Genomic DNA, 22,792 nt, shown 5'->3' with positions numbered 1-22,792 from the left:
AAAATTCCTCCTGCAAATGACTTCAGACTACATCAAAATGAAACAGTCCGATAACCATTTGCGGGAAAATGCCGATCGCATCACGCTCAGTGGTTGTCGCCCTCGCCGTCCTGATCCCCTGCCGCGTCCAGATCGTCTGCTGTCATGTCCACTGGTTTTGTCGATGGCGCTTGGGGTGATGGGTCGTCATCCACGGCAGAAGCATCATTGGACGGATCGGACTGACCCGTCAGCACCTCAGGGTTACGGAGCCACAGGTCACGCTGCGCGAACGGGATCTCGATGCCTTCCTCAACGAACCGGCGATTGATCTCGTGGTTCATGTCGGATTTGACAGACAGCACCCAATTCACATCCCGCAGGATCGCGCGGATTTCGAAATCCAACGAGTCTGCACCGAAGCCCTGGAACACTACGCTGGGCGCGGGATTGGCCAGAACCATCGGGTGCCCGTTTGCGATCTCGCCCAGAATAGTTTCGACCTTGCGGGTATCGGTACCATAGGCGACGCCTACAGGCACGATCACTCGGCCAATCGTATTGCCCCGCGTGTAATTCGTAACCACCCCACTGATCAGGTCCGAGTTTGGGACGATCACATCCGTCCGGTCGAACGTCTCGATCCGCGTCGACCGGACTGAGATATCGCGCACATATCCCATCATCCCGTTCACATCGATCCAGTCACCTTTGGAGATAGGACGCTCAACCAGCAGGATGATCCCTGAGACAAAGTTCGATACAATGGTCTGAAGACCGAAACCGATGCCGACCGACAAAGCACCCGCCACGATCGCAAGCGAGGACAGGTCAAAACCGGCAACCATGATGGCGACCAGTGCCGCCAGAAAAATTCCGACATATCCGGTACCCGACACGATGGCATTTTGCCCGCCGGGATCAATGCTGGTCTTCGGCAGCAGTGAATTGCGCAGCCCGCTTTGCAGCAAACGGGTCAGCGTATAGCCAATGGCGAAAATGGCAACGAACGTCAGGAAGTTACTGGGTGAAATCGTAACCCCGCCAATATCGAACCCCAGCAACAATCGCGACCAAGCTTCAAGCAGATCCGTCTGCCGCGCGCCCCAGTAAAGCGCCAATATCGGCAACGCCAGAATGGCAAGCGCGAACCCGACCAGAACCGAAAACAGTGAATCGCGCGCGGCGTCGCCCTGCCCCGAAAGCCAGCCATACACTGTACCGATAAATCGCTGCACGATCACCAGAGCTGCAATCAGAACCAGCGTTTTGATGGCAGGAAATACGATAGCTTCGGCAGCGTTGATGTATCCGAAGGCCCCCAAGATCGGAGTCGCAATCCCAAGCATGAACAAGGCGCGCCGCAGGAACTCGACCAATTGGCTGAACCCTGCGCCACGGCGGGTAGCTTCCTGGTCTGTCTGTTCTTGCTGAGGCTCTGATTGCCGGACCTGACGCACACGCAGCAGAAGAAGGGCCGAAACCACAACGATCGGGAAGCCAACAACGGCACGGGTCGCGTCCGAGATATTCTCGATCTGCTCGAACAATTGCGCCAGCTCATGCAGAATAAGCATGACCGCCAACAGGTCGATATAAACCCGCAATTCTCTGATTTTGCCTGCGGACAGTCTTTGGAAGTTCTGCGCCGCTCCCATCAGATAGACCTGCCGGCCGATCCAATCAAAATAGAAGATAATCGCGGCCCAATAGGGGATTTGCTGGAACAAAAGTGTACCGCGCAGGCCCAGCACGCCAGTTAGCACGACGGCGGTGACCAACGCCAACACGCCCAACCAAGGCAATAGAATGCGCAACAGCGAGACAATAAAGGTCCAGACCCCGCTGCCGCTACCTCCTAGCGAGCGGAGATATTCGCCGCCTTTCTCGGACCATTTGCGCCCAAACAGCAATAGAACTGCTGAAACAACCAACAGCACGAGAATGCCAAGACCGCGCTCGCGGATTTGTTCACGCACCACATCAGAGCGCAAGTTTTCGATGGTTTCGTTAATAAGACTGTGCGTCGCCTCTTTGATGTCGACCCAGGCTGGTCCCCAATAGACGGGGTTGAGCGGCGACGGCCCGCGTTTCAGCATCTCTTTCTTTTGTCGGTCTCGGACGATCCGATCAATTTCGCTGATCAGCCCATTCGCGCGACTGAAAGCCTCTTCCGAGATGATGCGGGGAACACGCAAACTGTTCAGTTGTGTTTCGAGTTGCGCACGCAGCTTGGCAATGTCTTCAGCCTCGCTTTCCCCTTCAGCCGGCTTTGGGCCAAGCGCCTTGAGTTGGCTTTCCAGCGTCTGAATACGATCGGTGTTGGCACCCCGCGCTTTGTTAAAGTCTTCGCGATACTCATTTATTTCCGAACGCAAATTCTCTAATGCTGCATTGGATGCACGGTTCGCGCGAATAACAGATTCCGCCCGATCCGCCGTGCTGACCCAGCCCTGATAATACTCGCTCTGCCGATCAGTAAGTTGGGCAGAGGCGATCCCGCCCAACCCAATCAGGCAGAATAGCACCAGAACCAGACACAGGCGGACCTGTTGCAGCATCACACGTCCTCAAACACGCCAGGAATACTGCGCGGCGCATCGGTCATCCAATCGGGCACGGGAAGTTCCTTTTCACGCAGGAATTCAGGATTGAACAGTTTGGATTGATAGCGGGTGCCGTAGTCACACAAAATCGTAACAATGGTGTGCCCTGGCCCCAGTTCTTTCGCCAAACGGACGGCACCGGCAATGTTGATCGCGGTTGACCCGCCCATCACCAGACCCTCTTCGCGCAGCAGATCGAAGATATAGGGCAGCGCTTCGCTATCGGTAATCTGCCAGGAATGGTCAGGGGTGAACCCTTCGAGGTTCTTGGTAATCCGCACCTGTCCGATACCTTCTGCGATAGAACCACCCTCCATTGCGATCTCACCCGTAGTGTAGAAGGAATAGAGCCCCGCCCCCATCGGATCAGCCAAACCGATCTTGACACCCTTGGGCTGCAACGCTTCAGCCACCCCGGCCAGAGTACCACCCGATCCAACGGCACAGATGAAGCCATCGACTTTACCGCCGGTCTGCTCCCAGATTTCGGGACCAGTGGTTTCCACATGTGCCTGACGGTTGGCGACATTGTCGAACTGATTGGCCCAAATCGCGCCATTTGGTTCGGTTTGAGCCAACTGCTCGGCCAGACGGCGCGAATAGTGCACAAAGTTGTTGGGATTACGGTACGGCGCCGCAGGCACCTGCACAAGCTGAGCCCCCGCCAGGCGGAGCATATCCTTTTTCTCTTCGGATTGGGTTTCAGGAATGACGATCACCGTCTTGAACCCCATCGAGGCACCAACCAGCGCCAGACCGATGCCGGTATTCCCGGCCGTGCCCTCAACAATCGTGCCGCCGGGTTTCAGATCACCGCGCGCTATCGCATCGCGGATGATAAACAACGCAGCACGGTCTTTGACGGACTGACCCGGGTTCATGAATTCGGCCTTGCCGAGAATCTCGCATCCCGTTTCTTCGCTGACGCGACGCAGCCGGATCAAAGGTGTTTTACCGACAGCGTCGGCAAGGTCTCGTGCAATGCGCATGGCATCCTCTTGTCATATGGTATTGCAGCAGATTTACAGGTGCCCTGACGCGATCACAAGCAGGGATCACTTAGCGCGCAGTCGATCGCGGTTCCGCGCCAACCAATAAGCAAGAGTTAGAAGCGGCAGATCCTTGAAAACATGAGCATCTACCATGCTCATGAATTCATCAAACGGCAGAATTCTGCTGCGGATATCCTCACCTTCCGAAGCGAGGCCACCGCTTTCAACCGTACTAGTCAGATCCCCAAGACCGACATAGAGATAAACATATTCTGTTGACGATCCGCTGGATGAATAGGCACCACCTGCATATTCCAGTTGGTATAGTGAAATCTGCGCTTCTTCCATGGCCTCGCGGGTGGCCGCCTGCTGAGGTGTTTCGCCCGGGTCGATCATGCCAGCCACAGGCTCCCACATCCACGGCTCGGGGTCGTCGATCAAGAACACGGGCGCGCGAAATTGCTCTACCAGCAACACCGTGTCGCGCACCGGATCATAAGGCAGGACGATCACTGCAGACCCTTGCATCAACCCGCTGCGATGCAGCACCGGGCTCAGGGCGCCGTCATACTGACGATGCTGCAGTTCAATTTCATCTATCCCAAAATAGTTGACATAAGCGTGCTTGCGGTCATGAACGATCACGTCATCCGCAACGCTCCGCTCATCCCCCGTTCCACGTTGTCTTGCCGCTAATCTGGCCCAGGCGCGTGTTCTCATAGCTGGAAAGCTGCGCACGATGTCCGAGGCATCGACTCTTCCAAAATGGGCCATCACCTCGTCTGCCGCGAACACCGAAAGCGCACCCCAATCCCTGATCCAGGTTTCAAGATCCCACGGTGCGCCTTTTTTCCAAATGTCAGTATCCGGAAAGAACACCAAGGCCTGATGTTCTTTTCCATCCTCAGTCACGATTGTCTCCGGGCGCAGTTCATATTCGAACCCGCCTTCATAGAAGGCCAATCGACTACGCTCGACGTCACCTAGGCCCTGCACCAGAACGCCACTGGCCTTACTGCCCTTTTCGGTGACAATCATTGGAAAGGGTTGATCTTGAACCGCATATACGGCGTGATCGGGCAAAACAGCCTGCATCGCCGATAAATCGTCTGCGCTGCGACCCATGACGAGTTCCAGCAAAGAGACATGGCGCAGAGTGCCATAGAAAAACAGATTGGACAAAGTTGAGGCCCCGAATTGGCAGATCAGATTTAACGCCAGCGGCGAAAGGCAATTTCGGTAAGTATCCCGCTGAGAACAGCACCAAAACCCAGCGTAAGCAGGATTTCCGGTGCCAGAAGCTGTTCACCATAGCCAATCCCGATCTGAAAGATAGCAAGCAGAGCCTCAAACGGACCACCAAACCGATGGCGCATCGCCTGACTGAACATCTCGTAGGTGCCCTGAACGAACAGCCCCCAGAACACCAGCGCCGCAACACCGGTCAAACCGTTGTTGACGGCCGCGGTCCAGCCACGGCCAGCACGTTTACCCATGACAACCCAGCCGCAGATCCAACCCAGGATTATGTTCACGTAGGTGAAATAACCATAGTCCTTACCCTCTTCCCCGTTATCGATAATCATGCCCGACACAAGGAACGCGATCACCAGCAGACACAACGCGGCGACGAGACGTGAGGCTGTAGGCATTCGATTTTTCCGTTCTTCAACTGGGTTTGGCTATCGTGATCTGTGTCACATCACAATTACCGGTGTCAAAGGCTGCGCCACATGCGGTCAAATAATAATTCCACATGCGGCGAAAACGCTCATCAAACCCCATCTCCGATATCTGATCCCACTTGGCATTGAAGGTCTCGTACCAGCGCCGCAGGGTCAGATCGTAGCTTTTGCCAAACTCTTTTGAGCGTACAACGGTCAACCCCGCCTGATCGATCTGATCTCTAAGGATAGACGGTGCTGGCAACATCCCGCCGGGAAAGATGTATTTCTGAATGAAATCAACGCCGTTCTTGTAAATATCCCAACGATGATCCGCGACCGTGATGATCTGCAAAGTGGCATGGGCACCCGGCTTCAACCGATCACGGACCGTGTTGAAATATGCGGGCCAATATTTCTGACCGACTGCCTCGAACATCTCGATCGAGGCAATTCCATCATATTGACCCTGCTCATCGCGGTAGTCCTGTAGCTTGAACTCCACCAGATCAGAAAGCCCTGCTTTTTCAATTCGCTCTCTAGCAAACTTCAACTGCTCTTGGCTAATGGTCAGCCCGGTGACGCGCAGCCCGCGCTCTTTCGCGGCATATTCGGCGAACCCACCCCAGCCGCACCCGATCTCAAGGATATGATCCCCCGGTTTGGCCCCCATTTCATCCACCAGGCTGGCGTATTTCGCAGTTTGCGCCTTTTCGAGGCTTTCCTGACCCGTTTCAAATATGGCGCTGGAATAGGTCATCGTGTCATCCAGCCACAGGCCATAGAAATCATTGCCGAGATCATAGTGATACGAGATGTTCTTTTTCGCCTGTGACCGATTGTTACGATGCAACCAGAACCGCAGTCTTTCATAGGCTCGCACTAGAAACTGTCCGGTAAAATCATCGTAGACCGTCTCAGTTCCCAGATGCACGAGGTCCATGAAACTGCGTAGGTCCGGTGTGCTCCAATCGCCTTCAAGGTAGCCGTCCGAGAAGCCCAGCTCTCCCTCGCGCACCAGCCGGGAAAAGACGTCCGGGTCGTGGATGTCCACATGTGCCACGGGGCCTGGTTGTGGCGCATCCGCGCGGAAAATGCGTCCGTCGGGCAGCGCGATGTCAAGTCGGCCGCGCTCCATCCTCTTCAGCATCTTGAAGACTTGTGTAAAATATCTCGGCAGGTTTTCCTGCCCTTCGGTGCTCGTCAGGAACATCCGCTCTCCCCTCTGCGGTTGCGGGTCAAAGCTAGGACGGGATTCGGTTTCTGGCAAGTTTTCAGTTCCTTACTGGTCTTTTCTGGCATTATACGCGCCCAACGCACGGGCGCGGCCTTCCTTCAGCCCCACCACCGGTGCGGGATACATCTGGTCAGGAGAAAGCCCCCATGATCGCGGCACGGCATCAAAATAGGCCAGCGCGGTGGATGGCGGCTCGGATTGGCCCTCGGCAATCCAGCGACGCACATAACCTGAGTTTGGATCAAACCGCTCGCGCTGTGTGTCGGGATTGAAGATACGGAAATACGGTGCGGCATCAGGGCCGCAACCGGCCACCCATTGCCATCCCATCGCATTTGCAGCTGGGTCCCAGTCGATCAGGCAATCCCCGAACCAGTCGGCGCCGATTTTCCAATGCGTCATCAGATGCTTTGTCAGATAACTCGCGACAATCATCCGAGCCCGATTGTGCATGCGTCCGGTGACATACATTTGTCTTAGACCGGCATCAACAAGCGGAATTCCGGTTCTTGCCTGGCGCCATGCGCGCACTTCGGGCGTGTCGGGATCAGTATTCCAAGGGAATGCGTCCCATTCAGGCTTCCAATTGGCACTCAGAAGATGCGGCCAGTGGTACATTAAGTGATATGCGAACTCACGCCACACAAGCTGACGCAGATAGCCTTCACCACCATGCGCCCCGGTTTGGTCGGCGATTTGCACCCGATGCCAGATTGTACGCGGCCCGATCTCGCCCAGTGCAAGGTATTCTGAAAGATCAGAGGTTCCAGATTGATCCAGTTGGTCCCGCTGTTCGCGATACTGATCAATACGTTCTAGAAACGCATCCAACTGGTCCAGCGCTGCATTTTCGCCCGGGTGGACAAACGGGCGGACCACTGCGGCCCCGCGCTGCATATCCCGATCCAGTCGCCAATCAGACAATTGATCGGACGCAGGCCAGGTTTTCGGCGTCATAAGCCGCGTGGGCGCGGGCTCGGGCAAAGAGACTTCGCGCCCCTGCACTGATCGCCACATCGGAGTGAAGACCCGAAACGGCTGGCCGGTTTTGGTGGCGATCGTCCAAGGCTCAAACAAAAGCAGGCCAGCAAAAGACTGTGCCTGGATACCCTGTTCGGTCAAAGCAGCCTTGATCTGGGTATCCCTGTTGATCGCCTCTGGATCATAAGCCCGCGTCCAGAATACGGAGCCTGCCCCAGTTTCTCTGACCAGTTCACAAAGAACATCCAGTGCTTGACCCTGGCGAAGTATCAACTTGCTGCCAAGCTGCTCAAGCCTGCCGGCAAAAGCGTCAAGGCCCAGACCAAGGCGCCATTTCGGCGCGGCACCCAAAGTCTGAACCTGATGATCTAGAACAAATACGGGCACGATGGGTCGACCTGATTGCACCGCCGCGCTCAGCGCCGGATGATCTCCTAACCGAAGATCGCGCCTGAACCACAAAATGATCGGAGAATGATCAAAATCCATGTCCGCCCCATGTTTTCTTCGAACTACGAAGCGCCGCAGAAACTGGATCACAAAACGCGGTCAAGCGCCTCCAAAAGCTGATCAATTTCCTGTCGACTGGTGTAGTGTGTAAAGCTAAGGCGCAAGACCCCTTGTTCTGCGTCAACGCCCATCGCTTGCAACGGGCGATGTGCGTAGAAATCACCGCCACCTGCCATGATACCGTGTTTGGAAAGCTCGGCAGCAACAGGCTCGGCCTTCTTATTCAGACTTAACGCTACCGTCGGTGCGCGCCGACTGGCATCAGACGGTCCGATCAGGCGCAGAGCGTTCCGGTCTTTGACCGCGTCCAGTAGAGGTTGCAATAAAGCGACCTCGTGTTCCCGCATCAGATCATGCACAAAGGACCCCCGTGCCGAAGCTCCTGCTTCCGGTCCGCCATGATGGGTACAAAGCAGGTCCACATAGTCCGCCATGCCTGCGCTGGCCGCGATCTGAGCATGGTCAGGCCCGGCTGGTGTGAACCGCTTGAAAAGAGTGTCGCCGTTGAAATAATGCGCTTGGTTGGGCAGCAATTCACCCAGAGCTCGTCGAATAACCATGCAACCCTGATGCGGGCCATAGGTTTTGTAGGCGGAGAACAGATAGATATCAGGGCCCAGATCACCGACATTGGGGAACCCGTGCGGTGCGTAAGAAACCCCGTCGACACAGGCAAAAGCACCCGCAGCATGGGCGATTGCGGTGATTTCGGTGACCGGGTTGATTTCCCCAACGACATTCGAGCAATGCGGAAAGCACACCAGCCGCACTTTCTCGTCCAGCAAATTCTCCAAATCTTGCGGGTTCAAAGACCCACTCTCCGGATCAATCTTCCATTCCCGAATTTCGATCCCTTCATCGGCCAATCGCCGCCAGGGCCCCGAGTTTGCTTCGTGGTCCTGATTGGTCACGACAATCGCTTCGCCCGGCTGCATCCACTGCCGGAATGCCTGAGCCAGTACATAGGTGTTTTGCGTCGTCGAAGGGCCAAAGCTCAGCTCATCTGTTTCCACCCCCAATATCGCGGCAAGTCGCGCTCGTGCTTCGTCCATTTCCACGCCCCCCGCACGGCTCGCCGCATAGGGCGCGTAGGGCTGAACCTTTCGCTGGGTGTAGAACCGGCTCAACCGATCAAGCACAGGTTTGCAGGTATAGGATCCACCTGCATTCTCAAAAAAGGCCTGTCCTTGAAGACTGGGTTCCGAAAAGGCCGGGAACTGTGCCCGAACGAATTCAATATCAAGAGCGCCCATCGCATCTCTCTCCCTTATCATGCACTACAGTCCGGGTCGTTGCCCGCGCAAAGTCCGGACATCCCCGAAAACAAGGCAGGTCTTCCAGCCCAGCCGCAGGTCCTTGAAACGGGTAGGGATCGACGGCAGCCCCCATGATGGCCCCATCACCACCAGCAGACCAGGCCAGATAGCCAGAGGCAGAAGGTTGGGTCAAGTGATTGCGTTATTAGTATTTTTTGCCGCCACGCAATGCGTGCACTGACGACGTCATTGGCCCACGCGGGGCTTAGTTTGTTTTTGAGTACAAAAATGCCGGGCAGAGATGCCCGGCTCAGTGTTGTTCAAATCAGCATTAGCCCTGAACTTTGGTATAAGTCCCCTCACCCGCCAGGATGCCGCGGAACCCGCCGGGCTCATCCAGACCGAAAACGATCAGTGGCAGATTGTTGTCGCGCGCCAACGCTATGGCCGATGCGTCCATCACGCGCAGCCGCTTGGCCAAAACATCGTCATAGGAAACCTGATCATAGCGCACTGCATCCGAGTGTACCTTGGGGTCTTTGTCATAAACGCCATCCACACCGTTCTTGCCCATGAAGATCGCCTGACACGCCATTTCGTTAGCGCGTAGAGTCGCAGCGGTATCGGTGGTGAAATAGGGGTTCCCGGTTCCTGCGGCAAAGATGCAAACCCGCTTTTTCTCAAGGTGACGAACAGCACGGCGGCGAATGTAGGGCTCGCACACCTCATCCATCCGAATGGCCGAAATCACACGTGTAAAGACCCCTACCCCCTCCAGCGCGGATTGCATCGCCAGCGCGTTCATGACAGTCGCCAGCATGCCCATGTAGTCGGCTGTCGTACGCTCCATCCCCTGCGCAGATCCAGACAGACCACGGAAGATATTGCCACCACCGATGACCATGCAAATCTCAACACCAAGATCATGAACCGATTTGACCTCTTGCGCGATGCGCTGAACGGTGGGCGGATGCAGTCCGAATCCCTGATCTCCCATCAGCGCCTCGCCGGAAATCTTCAACATGACTCGGTCATATGTTGTTTTTGGGGTCTCGGTGGTCTCGACGGAAGGGGAAAGGCTCATGTTGCGCTCCGGGCTGGCACGGGGTTATTTTCCGGCGCAAAATGAAGCAAAACCTCCGCAGGTTCAATGCGGATAGTCAGGAACGGGGCAACCAGTCATGGCCGACAACTCTGAGAACCGGCTTTTGGCGCATTTGCCGTCGATTCCCGATGACAAACCTGTATTGATCGCCGGGCCCACTGCCTCGGGCAAATCGGCGCTGGCGCTGTTGATCGCCGAGCGTTTCGGAGGCGTGATTGTCAACGCCGATGCCAGTCAAATCTATGACTGCTGGCGTATTATCTCGGCCCGACCCTCGCCCGAGGATGAGGCCCGCGCACAGCACCGTTTGTATGGGCATGTTGCCTATGACCAGACCTATTCGACTGGTCATTGGCTGCGAGAGGTCACGCCGATGCTGTCGCAACGCCCTCGTCCGATAATCGTCGGAGGGACCGGTCTGTATTTCACAGCTCTGACCGAGGGGATGGCCGATATCCCTGCAACCCCGCCGGAAATCCGGGAACACGCGGATAAGTTGCCGTTGCAAGAACTGATCGCGGGTTTGGACGGTCTGACCCTGCAGAGGATCGACACCCAAAACCGCGCGCGTGTTCAGCGCGCCTGGGAGGTTCAGAGCGCAACCGGGCGATCCCTTTCGGATTGGCAGGCCGACACACCCGCCCCGATACTGGATATTCAAAACACGGTACCGATTGTTTTCGACGCCAGAAAAGACTGGCTGCTGGATCGCATCAACCGACGGTTCGACCTGATGTTGGACCAAGGAGCTATAGAGGAAGTGGAGGCCATGCGCGATCGCTATGACCCCTCTTTTCCCTCCTGTAAAGCGATCGGCGTTCCGGAGCTAATGGGCTACCTGGACGGCCGCATGACACTGGATGAGGCGCGCGAAAAAGCGACGATCGCGACACGTCAGTTTGCCAAGCGTCAACGCACATGGTTCCGTGCGCGCATGAAGTTCTGGCATCACCTTGACGCAGCGCGTTGAAGGTTGCAGCCGCCGGATACGATAAAGCCCAATATAACAACGCCTTAATCAGCACCATGGTGAGAGATAGATATGTATCCATCTATCCGTCACAACGTGTCTCGTTTCCTTTCACATTGAAACTTTCCGAACCTCACTTTCTGCCCGGATGTCGTTTTTGTACCATCTATGACGATTTCCAACATTGACGCAGGGAAAAAACTGGTGCCGAATGCGGCTATGGGGATGTTGATAAATCGTAAATCCAAGCCCGTGGCCCTACCAACCGAGACTAAACGGTCCCTGTAGTGCCCGGCTCTATCAATCAGAAACACGAAATCTAAAAAAATTATGTGTCACAGGGAGACATCTATGGAAAACCAGACAATCAACGGAAAGCCGATGCATTGGGCGGCAGAGATGCACGCCAAGGAATATCGTGAGGGCAATCTGAGCCGTCGTGAATTTCTGGCCCGTGTAACCGCGCTGGGCGTTGCTGTACCGACGGCATATGGCATGATTGGCCTGCAGTCACCGGCAGCCGCTGCCGAACCTCAGCGTGGCGGCACCATCCGCTATCAAATGGAAGTGCGCGCACTGAAAGACCCGCGCACATATGACTGGACGCAGATCGCAACCTTCACGGCTGGCTGGCTGGAATATCTTGTCGAATACAATAATGACGGCTCGTTCAAACCCATGTTGCTGGAAAGCTGGGAAGCCAATGATGACGCCACTGAATACACGCTGAACGTCCGCAAAGGTGTGAAGTGGAACAATGGTGACGATTTCACTGCCGAAGACGTAGCTCGCAATATCGAAGGTTGGTGCGACGGGGCTCTGGAAGGGAACTCGATGGCCTCGCGCATGGCCTCACTGATGGATGAGAGCACTCAGAAAGCCGCAGATGGCGCCATCACCGTTGTCGACTCGCATACAGTCAAGCTGAAGTGCAACGCGCCGGATATCACGATCATCCCCGGCATGGCAGATTACCCGGGTGCAATCGTACACAGCAGCTTTGATGCAAATGATATGCTGTCCAACCCAGTTGGTACGGGTTTCATGATGCCCGAAAGCCATGAGGTCGGCGTGAAGGGCGTTCTGGTCCGCAACGAAGGCTTTGACTGGTGGGGCTACGAAGCTGGTAAAGGCGGCTATATCGACCGGATCGAATTCATCGATTATGGCACTGACCCTGCTGCTTTCCTGGCCGCCTATGAGGCCGAAGAGATCGATATGAACTGGGAATCGGTTGGCGAGTTTGTCGACATCTTTGACAGTATTGGGCTTGTCCGCTCGGAAATCCCATCGGGCTTTACCATTGTCATTCGCCCCAACCAGCTGGCTGAAGACGCCGATGGCAACAAGATCTACGGCGACAAGAGGGTCCGTCAGGCCCTCGCCATGGCAGTTGACAACGCCGTCTGCCTTGAACTTGGCATGTCCGGCTACGGCATCACTGCCGACAACTGTCATGTAGGCCCGATGCACCCCGAGTACGACTCGGCTGTGACGCGTATCCCTTACGATCCGGCAGGCGCAAAGGCGCTGATGGACGAAGCGGGTATGGGCGATTTCGAGCACGAAGTGCAGTCGATCGACGATGACTGGCGTCGCAATACCACGGCTGCGGTAGTGGCTCAGTTGAACGATGCGGGCATCAAGGCAAAGCACACGGTTCTGCCCGGTTCGACATTCTGGAACGACTGGACCAAGTACCCGTATTCCTCGACCAACTGGAACCACCGCCCGCTGGGCACGCAGGTTCTGGCACTGGCGTATAAGTCGGGTGTCGCTTGGAACGAGTCTGGTTTTGCCAACGAAGAGTTCGACAAGCTGCTGGCCGAGGCGAACTCGATCGCGGATGTCGATATGCGCCGTGAGGTGATGGCGAAGCTGCAGACGATCATGATCGACGAAGGCGTGGTCATCCAGCCCTATTGGCGGACCGCGATGCGTCACCACCGCGACAATATGGTCGGTGTCGAAAAGCACATTGCGGACCTGCCGCAGCTTTATAAGTTCGGCCTGACTTCCTAAGCCGAAACCTACAAGGGCCGCGCCAATCTGGCGCGGCCCTTCGTCCTCAATACGGCGACCAGAATAATAGCAATGCGTGGGGCGAAATGCCTGTCACGCCAGCCGATCAACAGGGGCTAACATGGGACTTTTTATTCTAAGGCGTGTGGGGATTATGCTGCTTACAGCGTTGTGCCTGACATTCCTGGTCTTTTTCCTTACCAATCTCTATCCGAACCTGGAAAAACTTGCGAAGACGCAGGGCAATTTCCGGATGTCTGATGAACAGGTCGAAAGCTATCTAGAGAAAAACGGCTACCTCCAGTCCACGCCGATCAAATACGGTGAATGGCTGGGTGTCCTGCCCTCGTTCCGACACACGAATGAGGACGGTACCGTTCAGGGCAGATGTATCCTGCCAGGCAAAACTGCCGAGGAATCTCCGAATTTCTGCGGTATCCTGCAGGGGTACTGGGGATATTCAACTGTCTTCAAGGAAGAGGTCTCTACCGTTGTTGGCAACCGGCTGGCACTGACCGGACGGCTGATGTTCTGGGTGATGCTGCTGATGGTCCCTTCGGCACTCATTCTGGGCATCCTGGCCGGGATGAAGGAAGGTTCGGCCACTGACCGGACGCTTTCAACCTTTGCCATCACGACGACGGCGACGCCAGAATACGTCTCGGGCGTTATCTTCATAGCGATCTTCACATCCTCCGCCGTCGGGTTGAAATGGTTCAAAGGCACCGCCACGCAAGCGATGGAGAACCCGACGTTCGAGAACTTCTTCCTACCAGTTCTGACCATCGCGCTTTACGGGATGGGCTATATCGCCCGGATGACCCGCGCCTCAATGACCGAGGTGATGACGGCGCAATACATCAGGACGGCGCGTCTGAAAGGCGTGTCATTCCCGAATATCGTCATGAAACACGCGCTGCGCAACGCGCTTATCGCGCCCTTTACTGTCATTATGCTGCAGTTCCCATGGCTGCTGAATGGTGTCGTGATCGTCGAGACCCTGTTCAACTACAAGGGTTTTGGCTGGGCGCTTGTACAGGCGGCGGGCAACAATGACATACAGCTTCTGCTGGCGATCTCGGTCGTGTCGGTCTTTGTGGTGCTGGTGACGCAGCTGATCTCGGATATCGGCTATGTCTACCTCAACCCGCGCATCCGCATTTCGTAAGGAGGGATAGATCATGGAACCACTTACCTGGACCGGCTCTATCGCCTTCCTGAACCCGCTGTTGATGCTTGCGTTGGGACTGATGCTTTTGTCCATCGTTGTCTGGATGCTGGCAAGTATCGTGCTGCCCGAAGATCAGATGATTGTGAATGCCGATGGGACGCTCAGTTCGAGCTCTGGCCTGAGAATCCTGATACAATCGGCGCTGCGATATAGCTTTCTGGCAAGTGTGGGAATTGCGGTGGCGTACATTGTCCTTGGCATCCTGATGGGGACCAGTGCTGGCATCATCGGCGCAATCTCTCAGCAGTTTCTGCCCGTCTGGCTGTCGCTGATCATCCTTTATGCGATGTCGATTGCGTTCAAGCGCAAGCTGGGCCTATACGGCAAGCTGTTCGACAGCCCCATTGGTATGATCGGCTTTGGCCTTGTGATGTTCTGGGTGTTCACCGGCATATTTGGCGCACTCGATCTGATCGTAACCCACGATCCGCTGTCGCAGGTCTCAGGCATGAAGAACAAGGTGCCGGGCACCCCGCTTCCCAATCTGGAGGACGGTCAATACGCTTGGTATTTGCTGGGTGGAGATAACCTCGCGCGCGACGTCTTTAGCCGTATGGTTAAAGGTGCCTGGATCGTCGTGCAGATCGCGCCGCTGGCGACGATGTTTGCCTTCATGGTTGGTATCACTCTGGGTTTACCCGCAGGCTACTATGGCGGGCGTCTGGATACGCTCCTGTCATTCCTCGCGAACCTGATCCTGGCCTTTCCCGTGATCTTGCTGTTCTACCTTTTGGTCACGCCCGAGATCGTAGCGACCGGCGTGCCGAACTATATGGCCGCGATCCTGTTCGTGTTCCCGATCATCTTCCTCGGCGTTCTGCTGAATTCGCGTTTCTATACGCGTCCCAGTTTTCGAACGCCTTTGTTGATCGGAGTTCTGGGTGTTGCGCTCTGGTTCTACCTGTCGCTGATTTCGACCGGTGGCTACATCATCAACACCGACAGCTACCGCATCTGGGGTCTCCCGACCTACCTTGATCTGTTCGATATTCCAGGCGGTATTCTGGTGGTGTTCGTCTCGGTGGTCTTCGTGAACTCACCGACCGTGTTCCGCATCGTGCGCGGACTGGCGCTGGACATCAAAACTCGCGACTATGTGGCTGCGGCCCAAACGCGCGGCGAGGGTACATGGTACATCATGCTGTGGGAAATCCTGCCCAACGCGCGTGGTCCGCTGATCGTCGATTTCTGCCTGCGCATCGGCTACACGACCATCCTGCTTGGAACCTTGGGTTTCTTTGGGCTGGGGCTGCCACCGGAAAGCCCGGACTGGGGCTCGACGATCAACGAGGGGCGCAAGCTTCTGTCGATCTATCTACATCCCGCACTGCCGCCCGCGCTGGCATTGCTGTCGCTGGTTCTTGGCTTGAACCTGCTGGCGGATGGTCTGCGCGAAGAAAGTCTGAAGGACTGATTGTGATCGAGGCCGGGGGCTCTGCCCCCGGACCCCCGAGATATTTTTAGCCAGATGAAGGGGAACCCCCGGACTCTCGCGAGGAGTAATAAGATGAACAAACTGGCGGATTATGACGGGCCAATCCTGGAGATCGACAAGCTTTCGATTTCCTTCTTTACCCGCCTTCGTGAGATCCCTGCCGTGATGGATTTCTCGGTCAGTGTGCAACCCGGCGAAGCCGTCGGTTTGGTGGGTGAATCAGGTTGTGGGAAATCTACCGTGGCGCTGGGTGTCATGCAGGATTTGGGCAAGAATGGCCGCATCGTCGGTGGCTCGATCAAGTTCAAAGGGCGTGATCTGGGTGAAATGACCACCGAAGAGCTGCGCGACATACGTGGCAATGAAATCGCGATGATCTATCAGGAGCCGATGGCCTCGCTGAATCCGGCGATGAAGATCGGCAAACAGCTGATGGAAGTGCCAATGATTCATGAGGGCGTTGGTGCCGAAGAGGCCTATGCTCGTGCGTTGGAAGTGGTCACCGATGTACGCCTGCCCGACCCTGAGCGGATGCTGAACTCGTTCCCGCATCAGCTGTCAGGCGGTCAGCAGCAGCGGATCGTGATTGCGATGGCGCTGATGTCGAAACCTGCCTTGTTGATCTTGGATGAGCCAACAACCGCTCTGGACGTGACGGTCGAGGCCGCCGTGGTCGAGTTGGTCAAGGATCTGGGCAAGAAATACGGCACCTCGATGCTGTTCATTTCGCACAATCTGGGTCTGGTGCTGGAAACCTGCGACCGGCTGTGCGTGATGTATTCAGGTGAGGCCGTCGAGCGTGGCTCGATCAAGGATGTATTCGACGAAATGCAGCACCCGTATACGCAGGCGCTGTTCCGCTCGATCCCGCTGCCGGGCGCCGACAAGAACTCGCGCCCACTGGTGGCCATACCGGGTAACTTTCCCCTGCCCCATGAGCGGCCTCCGGGCTGTAACTTTGGTCCGCGCTGCGACTATTTCGAAGAAGGTCGCTGTGACGCTAAGGATATCCTGATGGAGGCGGTACCGGGCAACGACCGACACCATACGCGATGCTTGAAATTCCAGGAAATCGACTGGAACGCGCCAATCACCGTTGGTGAGCAGAAAGAGAAAGGCGAGATTGGCCGGACTGTTCTGAAAATGGACAACCTCAAGAAATACTATGAGGTGGCTGCGAATGCATTGTTCGGCGGTGGTGAGACCAAAGTGGTCAAGGCCAATGAGACGCTAAGCTTTGAAGCGCATGAATCCGAGACGCTTGCCATTGTCGGCGAATCCGGTTGCGGCAAATCCACTTTTGCGAAGGTCTTGATGGGGCTGGAAACGGCCACCGACGGGCAGATCCTGCTGGACAACCGCAATATCGAGGACGTGCCCATCGAAGAACGCGACGCCAAGACCGTTGGCGAAGTGCAGATGGTGTTTCAGAACCCGTTCGACACGCTGAACCCGTCGATGACCGTAGGCCGTCAAATCATCCGGGCGCTGGAAATCTTTGGCGTCGGTGACTCCGAGGCTGATCGCAAGAAGCGGATGCTGGAACTGCTGGATCTCGTGAAATTGCCCCGCGCCTTCGCGGACAGGATGCCACGCCAGCTATCAGGCGGTCAGAAGCAGCGCGTCGGTATCGCCCGCGCATTTGCCGGTGATGCACGGATCGTGGTTGCGGATGAACCGGTTTCGGCGCTGGACGTATCCGTACAAGCTGCCGTTACAGACCTGTTGATGGAAATTCAGCGCGAGCACAAAACCACGCTGCTGTTCATCAGTCACGACCTTTCAATCGTGCGCTATCTCAGTGACCGTGTGATGGTGATGTATCTGGGGCATGTGGTTGAACTGGGCACCACCGATCAGGTCTTTAGCCCACCCTATCATCCCTACACTGAGGCATTGCTAAGTGCGGTTCCAATCGCGGACACATCGATCGAAAAACAGCACATCGTGCTTGAGGGCGATATCCCCTCGGCCATGAACCCGCCGCCGGGTTGCCCGTTCCAAACACGCTGTCGCTGGAAATCAGAAGTGCCGGATGGGCGATGCGAATCCCATGTGCCTCCGGTGCAAACACTTGCGGATGGTCATCAGGTGAAATGTCACCTTGCCGAAGACATTCTGGCCAAAATGGAGCCGGTTATCAAAATTGCGGCCGAATAGATCCGCGCAAACGAAAGAAAAGGGCCGGTCAAAGACCGGCCCTTTCAATTTGCGTCACGTTTAGTGGGGAGACAGGCGACGCAGGTCGTGGGTGAGTGGCAGTTTCTGATCGTAATCAGCCCGTCATCACGTTGTTGCCGAAGTGCATGAACTCCTGATTCATACCCGCCACATCTCCGGCTTCCAGTTTTAGACTGGCGCTGTCGAGCATCTTGTAACTCTGCTGGCTTTTGACCCAATCGTCTGCGGCCTGCAGCGTCGTAAGCGTGTATGACGTAACCTCATTGAGGTAGTGCGTCGGGATGATGATCTTGGGCTTGAGCTTGGCGACAATATCGTTGCCCTGATCGAAGCTAAGGATGTGTTCCGATCCGTCGACGGGCAAAGTCAGCACGTCTACCTGTCCTATAGCATCCCAGAACTCCTGAGGCGGATTGTGGCGGTTGTCGCCCCAGATCAAGGTGCGAATGCCTCCGGTTTCGACAAGGTAGATCACCATGTCCATATGTCCGACGTTGTTGGGCGGACAAGCTTCCGCGCCAAACTCGGCCAAGGCGTTGGTCCATTCGTACCAACCCGGCGCAACGCAGGCATGTTTGTCAGCAAAACCTGTGATCTTAAGATCAGCAAATTCAAAATTGCCCGCCATCCTGTCTAAAACCATTGTGGAACTTGGCCGCTCGATAGCGTCATGGTCAAAATGAGCATGAGTGGACATGGTGATATCAACTGGGATCTGCGGGAACTCGTTGCGGAACCACAGGCCCCATGCGCCGGAGGGATCATCGCGCCAAGGATCAAACAATACGGTCGCTCCGTTTGGGGAGGTAATTTTGATCGCGCAGTGACCGTAATAATCGATTCCAACCGCTCCCGTACTTGCCTGACCAGTCGAGCCCTGTAGATCGATTACATGGTTATTGTTGCCAGGCTGCAGCCAAGCCTGCGATTGCGCCTCGGCCGGTTTGCTACCCAGCAGTGAGGCCCCTGCACCGACACCGGCGGCCCCGGCAGCCATAAAGAACGATCGACGCGACAGACCAGTTGCCAATGTGTCGCGTTCTCCGTTTAGAATTGTGGGTTTCAGATCTTTGCGATCCATTTTTTTTCCTCCCGAGTTGAAAAGGCCCGGCTTGGTCCGCACCCTTGCGACCAGCCTAGCGCGCGTGGCACAGGTTGCTCAGATCAGAAAAATCGGGGGGGAATATGGGGAAAATCCCCATATTCAGAAATCACGAAATCGACAAAAGATGGCTTCGCAAGTTCTGATCACGGCCTTCGAGGCCAAGTTTTCGACGAATATTGTTACGATGAAAATCAATTGTAGAAGTTTCGCGCGACATCGCCCGGGCGATATCTTTCGTGGTTTTGCCCGACATGACCAGCTGAGCAATTTCGATCTCGGTCGGCGTCATGACCGAAAACGCATCCGAAAGCTTGTCGGAAATCATTGAAGTAATCTCTTGCAGATTTCGCTCGGCCAGTTCCAGATAAACTTGCGAGGCGTCGCCTTCAGTCAATAGCCCGCGCAACTTGTCCAGATAAGGCAACACCATCGTGCGAACCTGATCTACGATATCCTGATCCCGGTCTTTCCGATCGTCGTCCAAACTGGTCAACAGCACCCGTAGCGCCGTGTTTGTTTCCTGCAGCTCCCGCGTCCTCGCCGCGACGCGGTGCTCCAGTTGCGCCAGAGTTTCATTCAACTTCACTTCCAGCGCTCGGCGCAGGTAAACCTCTTGGATCAAAGCCAAATCCGATTCAACCATGCGCGCAAACTGTGCCAAACCTTCACGAAACAACAAGGCCCGGCGATTGCGGTGACGGTCCAAGACGCAGATTGTTCCGAAAACCGAACCATCCGGCCACTTCAGCGGAAAACCGATATAGAAGGACATGCCATGCTCCATGTCCTCATTGTCGCTCCAGGCCGGATCACATGTTGCGTCCTCGACAACAAATTCGCCGTCGCGTTCCAGAACGCCCTGACAATAGAGCTTGGGGTTCAGTCGAAAATTCATGCCGACCGGGTATGGGTTTTCTGGATGATCCGATGTGATCAGAACCGCATGATCCGGCGCTTCGGTCTTCATGATCAAAGTGGCGGGCACATCGGCCAGCTGCGAAACAAGGTCGACCAAACGCTGCCAGTTCGCCATTGTTTCGGGTGGTATGTTGGGTCGATCTTGGATCATCGCAATTCGCACAAGTCCGAAAGGTTATCCAATCAGACTAGGACAGCGTTTGGCGGTAGATCAAGAAACAGACACGCTGCGGCGCAGCTAGCCCCCCCAGATCACTTTTACGTAGTTCTGGGTTTCCTTGTAGGGTGGAATTCCGCCGTGCTTTTCAACTGCTTTGGGCCCTGCATTGTAAGCTGCCAGTGCAAGGCGCCAGGACTTGAACTTGCGGTATTGCCAGGAAAGATAACGCGCACCACCCTCCAGATTCTGGATCGGATCGTGCGGATTGACGCCCAGCAGCCGCGCTGTCTGAGGCATCAGTTGCGCAAGACCCAAGGCCCCTTTGTGGGATTTGGCATTCGGGTTCCACCCGCTTTCTTGTTGAACAAGTCGCAGGAAAAGTTCTTCCGGCACATTATGTTGCCGCGCTGCTTTTCTGGCATGATCGAGATACTGGCCCCGATAGTTACCAGTGTAACGCTTAACGAATTTCCCACGCTCGGTCTTGGGTTTAAGCCGTTCAGAGCCGCGATATTGCGTAGCGGCCCGATTATCCAAAACCTTGGATTGCTTGAGGAATATCGCCTTACGATTCTTGGTGGACAGCGTTTCTGCCTGCGTCGCAAACGACGTCAGACAAAGACCCAATACCGAGATACCGCCGACCAGAAAACGCATTAATGCCAATCCTGCACCCTCAACAACCAATCAGATTATAGTTAAATCAGCCGGAAATGAAAGCTTGGTTAAGACAGTCCTAATGTTTTCCTGCTCAGCGTTGCACGATCAATCATGTTTCAACCAAGTCGTAGCCCGTATAGGGTCAGCACCAGAATACAGCGCCAGATTCGGGCGCCATCCAGTCAGAGTAAAACGAGGGAATATATGGCGGGTTCAGTCAACAAGGTCATTCTGATCGGCAATCTCGGTGCCGACCCCGAGGTGCGGTCGTTCCAGAACGGTGGTAAGGTGTGCAACCTGCGCATCGCAACGTCAGAGACATGGAAAGACCGCAACACTGGTGAGCGTCGGGATCGAACCCAATGGCACACAGTCGCCATCTTCTCGGAACCTCTGGTTCGCGTTGCCGAGCAGTATTTGCGTAAAGGCAGCAAAGTCTATGTCGAGGGCCAGTTAGAGACCCGCAAGTGGCAGGATCAGTCGGGGCAGGATCGCTATTCGACTGAGGTTGTCCTGCGCCCTTACCGCAGCGAGCTGACTATGCTGGATGCCCGCGGTGAAGGCGGTGGCGGCGGTGGTGGCTATGGCGGTGGTCAGGCCGGAGGAGGCTATGGTGATCCCTATGGCGGTCAGTCCAGCGCCCCTGCCCCTGCATCCGGCGGCATCGATGACGACGAGATTCCGTTCTAAACCAAACGGAGAAACAACATGGCATGGTCCTTCTCACTTGGCCGATTGCTCGGCTCGGAACTGAGGGTCCATGTCACCTTCTTCCTGCTGCTCGCCTGGGTTGGTTTTGCAGCGTATTCCAGCGGCGGTTGGCCCGCTGCGCTCAACAACATCCTGTTCGTTCTGGCTTTGTTTGCCTGTGTCGTCGCGCATGAATTCGGTCACGCGCTCATGGCAAAGCGATACGGGATTCGCACCCCTGATATCACTTTGCTGCCAATCGGTGGACTGGCACGTCTTGAGCGGATGCCAGAAAAACCGATGCAGGAGGTTTGGGTCGCCTTAGCAGGCCCGGCCGTAAACGTCGTCATCTGGGCCATCCTCGTGGTTTTAGGCGCGGGGATACAACTTGGATCGCTGGCCCAGATCGACTCGGCAGGCACGAACCTATTGAGCCGTCTGGCCTATGTGAATCTGCTGCTGGCGGCCTTCAACATGATCCCGGCATTTCCGATGGACGGCGGGCGTGTATTCCGCGCTTTGCTATGTATGAAGATGGAACGTGCCAAGGCCACGCGGATCGCCGCCCTTGGCGGTCAGATCGTAGCGGTCGGGCTTGGTTTTCTGGGGCTGACCTCTGGCAACCCGATACTGGTTCTGATCGCCGTCTTTGTCTTCATTGCCGCGAATTCCGAAAACCAAGACGTTGCGCTACGTTCGGTTGCGCGGCGTGTGAAGGCCCGGGATGCGATGATCACCGAGTTCAAGGCGTTGTCGCCCGATGATACGTTGGCGACGGCGGCTCAAGCGGTCATTCATACGACCCAGCACGAGTTTCCGGTCTTGGCCGAGGATGGCAGCCTTTTGGGTTTTGTCACCCGTGACCGACTGTTCGCAGCGTTAGCAAGCGACCATCCCCGATCCGAGCCTGCAGCGTCGATTATGGATAAGGACATACCACAAGTCGCGCTCACCAGCGGTTTGGATCAAGTTCTGAATGGCCTGCATAAAGGTGCACCCGCAATTGCTGTTTGTACCAAATCGGGACACATGGTTGGCTATATCACCCGCGAAAACATCGGCGAGCTGATGGTAATCCAGGGGCGCTGAA

The 22,792-nt window shown here is 55.8% G+C and carries 19 protein-coding genes; 7 read left to right on the top strand and 12 right to left on the bottom strand.

Annotated features, from left to right (window positions below; all coding sequences use genetic code 11):
- Positions 1-86: 86 nt before the first annotated feature.
- The 9 genes from ACRZ9U_RS00240 to pyrH form a co-directional block, all read right to left on the bottom strand.
- Positions 87-2,540 carry a DUF3772 domain-containing protein gene (locus ACRZ9U_RS00240; protein ID WP_480901211.1) on the bottom strand — a complete coding sequence of 818 codons (2,454 nt, stop codon included), beginning with the start codon at positions 2,538-2,540 and terminating at the stop codon, positions 87-89.
- A complete protein-coding gene (locus ACRZ9U_RS00235; protein WP_170393289.1) occupies positions 2,540-3,574 on the bottom strand; it encodes a cysteine synthase A in 1,035 nt (344 codons plus the stop codon). Before ACRZ9U_RS00235 ends, ACRZ9U_RS00240 begins: the two co-directional genes overlap by 1 nt.
- A gap of 66 nt (positions 3,575-3,640) precedes the next feature.
- Entirely contained in the window at positions 3,641-4,759 is a 1,119-nt protein-coding gene (locus tag ACRZ9U_RS00230) for an NUDIX domain-containing protein (RefSeq protein ID WP_480901210.1), read from the bottom strand.
- A gap of 29 nt (positions 4,760-4,788) precedes the next feature.
- Positions 4,789-5,229, bottom strand: coding sequence for a TrgA family protein (locus tag ACRZ9U_RS00225; protein ID WP_170405320.1), 441 nt, complete (start codon positions 5,227-5,229; stop codon positions 4,789-4,791).
- Between the two features lie 16 nt (positions 5,230-5,245).
- Positions 5,246-6,454, bottom strand: coding sequence for an SAM-dependent methyltransferase (locus ACRZ9U_RS00220; RefSeq protein ID WP_170393292.1), 1,209 nt, complete (start codon positions 6,452-6,454; stop codon positions 5,246-5,248).
- A 69-nt stretch (positions 6,455-6,523) separates the two neighbouring features.
- On the bottom strand, positions 6,524-7,948 hold the full coding sequence (locus ACRZ9U_RS00215) for a cryptochrome/photolyase family protein (protein WP_480886007.1): 1,425 nt from the start codon (positions 7,946-7,948) through the stop codon (positions 6,524-6,526).
- Between the two features lie 47 nt (positions 7,949-7,995).
- Complete coding sequence (locus tag ACRZ9U_RS00210; RefSeq protein WP_170405314.1) at positions 7,996-9,222, bottom strand: aminotransferase class V-fold PLP-dependent enzyme; 1,227 nt, start codon at positions 9,220-9,222, stop codon at positions 7,996-7,998.
- Positions 9,209-9,418 (bottom strand): hypothetical protein, encoded by a 210-nt coding sequence (locus ACRZ9U_RS00205; RefSeq protein WP_170664608.1) that lies wholly within the window; start codon positions 9,416-9,418, stop codon positions 9,209-9,211. The genes ACRZ9U_RS00210 and ACRZ9U_RS00205 overlap by 14 nt, the downstream gene beginning before the upstream one ends.
- A 138-nt stretch (positions 9,419-9,556) precedes the next feature.
- The gene (gene pyrH, locus ACRZ9U_RS00200) at positions 9,557-10,309 is read right to left on the bottom strand and encodes a UMP kinase (RefSeq protein WP_170405311.1); all 753 of its coding nucleotides are present in this window, start codon (positions 10,307-10,309) and stop codon (positions 9,557-9,559) included.
- A 97-nt stretch (positions 10,310-10,406) separates the two neighbouring features.
- On the opposite strand from pyrH, the gene miaA reads away from it, so the two are divergent.
- The 5 genes from miaA (at position 10,407) to ACRZ9U_RS00175 (ending at position 18,148) form a co-directional block, all read left to right on the top strand.
- On the top strand, positions 10,407-11,300 hold the full coding sequence (gene miaA / locus ACRZ9U_RS00195; protein ID WP_170405309.1) for a tRNA (adenosine(37)-N6)-dimethylallyltransferase MiaA: 894 nt from the start codon (positions 10,407-10,409) through the stop codon (positions 11,298-11,300).
- A 351-nt stretch (positions 11,301-11,651) separates the two neighbouring features.
- Positions 11,652-13,322, top strand: coding sequence for an ABC transporter substrate-binding protein (locus tag ACRZ9U_RS00190; protein WP_170405306.1), 1,671 nt, complete (start codon positions 11,652-11,654; stop codon positions 13,320-13,322).
- 121 nt (positions 13,323-13,443) lie between these two features.
- Positions 13,444-14,490 carry an ABC transporter permease gene (locus ACRZ9U_RS00185; protein ID WP_170393299.1) on the top strand — a complete coding sequence of 349 codons (1,047 nt, stop codon included), beginning with the start codon at positions 13,444-13,446 and terminating at the stop codon, positions 14,488-14,490.
- A gap of 13 nt (positions 14,491-14,503) precedes the next feature.
- A complete protein-coding gene (locus ACRZ9U_RS00180; RefSeq protein ID WP_480901208.1) occupies positions 14,504-15,967 on the top strand; it encodes an ABC transporter permease in 1,464 nt (487 codons plus the stop codon).
- Positions 15,968-16,060: 93 nt separating this feature from the next.
- Positions 16,061-18,148, top strand: coding sequence for a dipeptide ABC transporter ATP-binding protein (locus ACRZ9U_RS00175; protein WP_170393301.1), 2,088 nt, complete (start codon positions 16,061-16,063; stop codon positions 18,146-18,148).
- Positions 18,149-18,263: 115 nt separating this feature from the next.
- On the opposite strand, the gene ACRZ9U_RS00170 is transcribed toward ACRZ9U_RS00175, so the two are convergent.
- The 3 genes from ACRZ9U_RS00170 to ACRZ9U_RS00160 all read right to left on the bottom strand — a co-directional run bounded on the left by ACRZ9U_RS00170 (position 18,264) and on the right by ACRZ9U_RS00160 (position 21,009).
- The gene (locus ACRZ9U_RS00170; protein WP_170405300.1) at positions 18,264-19,250 is read right to left on the bottom strand and encodes an MBL fold metallo-hydrolase; all 987 of its coding nucleotides are present in this window, start codon (positions 19,248-19,250) and stop codon (positions 18,264-18,266) included.
- 130 nt (positions 19,251-19,380) lie between these two features.
- Entirely contained in the window at positions 19,381-20,343 is a 963-nt protein-coding gene (locus ACRZ9U_RS00165; RefSeq protein ID WP_170405297.1) for a LuxR C-terminal-related transcriptional regulator, read from the bottom strand.
- 87 nt (positions 20,344-20,430) lie between these two features.
- Positions 20,431-21,009, bottom strand: a complete 579-nt coding sequence (locus ACRZ9U_RS00160; protein WP_170405293.1) for a lytic transglycosylase domain-containing protein — start codon at positions 21,007-21,009, stop codon at positions 20,431-20,433.
- Positions 21,010-21,216: 207 nt separating this feature from the next.
- Here ACRZ9U_RS00160 and ssb point away from each other — a divergent pair, with 207 nt between their 5' ends.
- Together ssb and ACRZ9U_RS00150 are read left to right on the top strand one after the other, a co-directional pair.
- Positions 21,217-21,702, top strand: coding sequence for a single-stranded DNA-binding protein (gene ssb / locus ACRZ9U_RS00155; protein ID WP_170393305.1), 486 nt, complete (start codon positions 21,217-21,219; stop codon positions 21,700-21,702).
- An 18-nt stretch (positions 21,703-21,720) separates the two neighbouring features.
- The gene (locus ACRZ9U_RS00150) at positions 21,721-22,791 is read left to right on the top strand and encodes a site-2 protease family protein (protein ID WP_170405290.1); all 1,071 of its coding nucleotides are present in this window, start codon (positions 21,721-21,723) and stop codon (positions 22,789-22,791) included.
- The last annotated feature ends 1 nt before the right edge of the window (position 22,792 follow it).

The sequence above is a fragment of the Ruegeria sp. D7 genome (assembly GCF_056534355.1).
The sequence above is the reverse complement of the archived record's forward strand: the minus strand, read 5'-3'. Positions and strand labels throughout refer to the sequence as shown.

Coding starts and splice junctions, on each gene's coding strand:
- ACRZ9U_RS00150 (WP_170405290.1), top strand. CDS start 21,721: ATGGCATGGTCCTTCTCACTTGGCCGATTGCTCGGCTCGGAACTGAGG.
- miaA (WP_170405309.1), top strand. CDS start 10,407: ATGGCCGACAACTCTGAGAACCGGCTTTTGGCGCATTTGCCGTCGATT.
- ACRZ9U_RS00185 (WP_170393299.1), top strand. CDS start 13,444: ATGGGACTTTTTATTCTAAGGCGTGTGGGGATTATGCTGCTTACAGCG.
- ACRZ9U_RS00180 (WP_480901208.1), top strand. CDS start 14,504: ATGGAACCACTTACCTGGACCGGCTCTATCGCCTTCCTGAACCCGCTG.
- pyrH (WP_170405311.1), bottom strand. CDS start 10,309: ATGAGCCTTTCCCCTTCCGTCGAGACCACCGAGACCCCAAAAACAACA.
- ACRZ9U_RS00170 (WP_170405300.1), bottom strand. CDS start 19,250: ATGGATCGCAAAGATCTGAAACCCACAATTCTAAACGGAGAACGCGAC.
- ACRZ9U_RS00215 (WP_480886007.1), bottom strand. CDS start 7,948: ATGGATTTTGATCATTCTCCGATCATTTTGTGGTTCAGGCGCGATCTT.
- ACRZ9U_RS00210 (WP_170405314.1), bottom strand. CDS start 9,222: ATGGGCGCTCTTGATATTGAATTCGTTCGGGCACAGTTCCCGGCCTTT.
- ACRZ9U_RS00220 (WP_170393292.1), bottom strand. CDS start 6,454: ATGTTCCTGACGAGCACCGAAGGGCAGGAAAACCTGCCGAGATATTTT.
- ACRZ9U_RS00190 (WP_170405306.1), top strand. CDS start 11,652: ATGGAAAACCAGACAATCAACGGAAAGCCGATGCATTGGGCGGCAGAG.
- ACRZ9U_RS00165 (WP_170405297.1), bottom strand. CDS start 20,343: ATGATCCAAGATCGACCCAACATACCACCCGAAACAATGGCGAACTGG.
- ACRZ9U_RS00235 (WP_170393289.1), bottom strand. CDS start 3,574: ATGCGCATTGCACGAGACCTTGCCGACGCTGTCGGTAAAACACCTTTG.
- ACRZ9U_RS00225 (WP_170405320.1), bottom strand. CDS start 5,229: ATGCCTACAGCCTCACGTCTCGTCGCCGCGTTGTGTCTGCTGGTGATC.
- ACRZ9U_RS00175 (WP_170393301.1), top strand. CDS start 16,061: ATGAACAAACTGGCGGATTATGACGGGCCAATCCTGGAGATCGACAAG.
- ACRZ9U_RS00160 (WP_170405293.1), bottom strand. CDS start 21,009: ATGCGTTTTCTGGTCGGCGGTATCTCGGTATTGGGTCTTTGTCTGACG.
- ssb (WP_170393305.1), top strand. CDS start 21,217: ATGGCGGGTTCAGTCAACAAGGTCATTCTGATCGGCAATCTCGGTGCC.
- ACRZ9U_RS00240 (WP_480901211.1), bottom strand. CDS start 2,540: ATGCTGCAACAGGTCCGCCTGTGTCTGGTTCTGGTGCTATTCTGCCTG.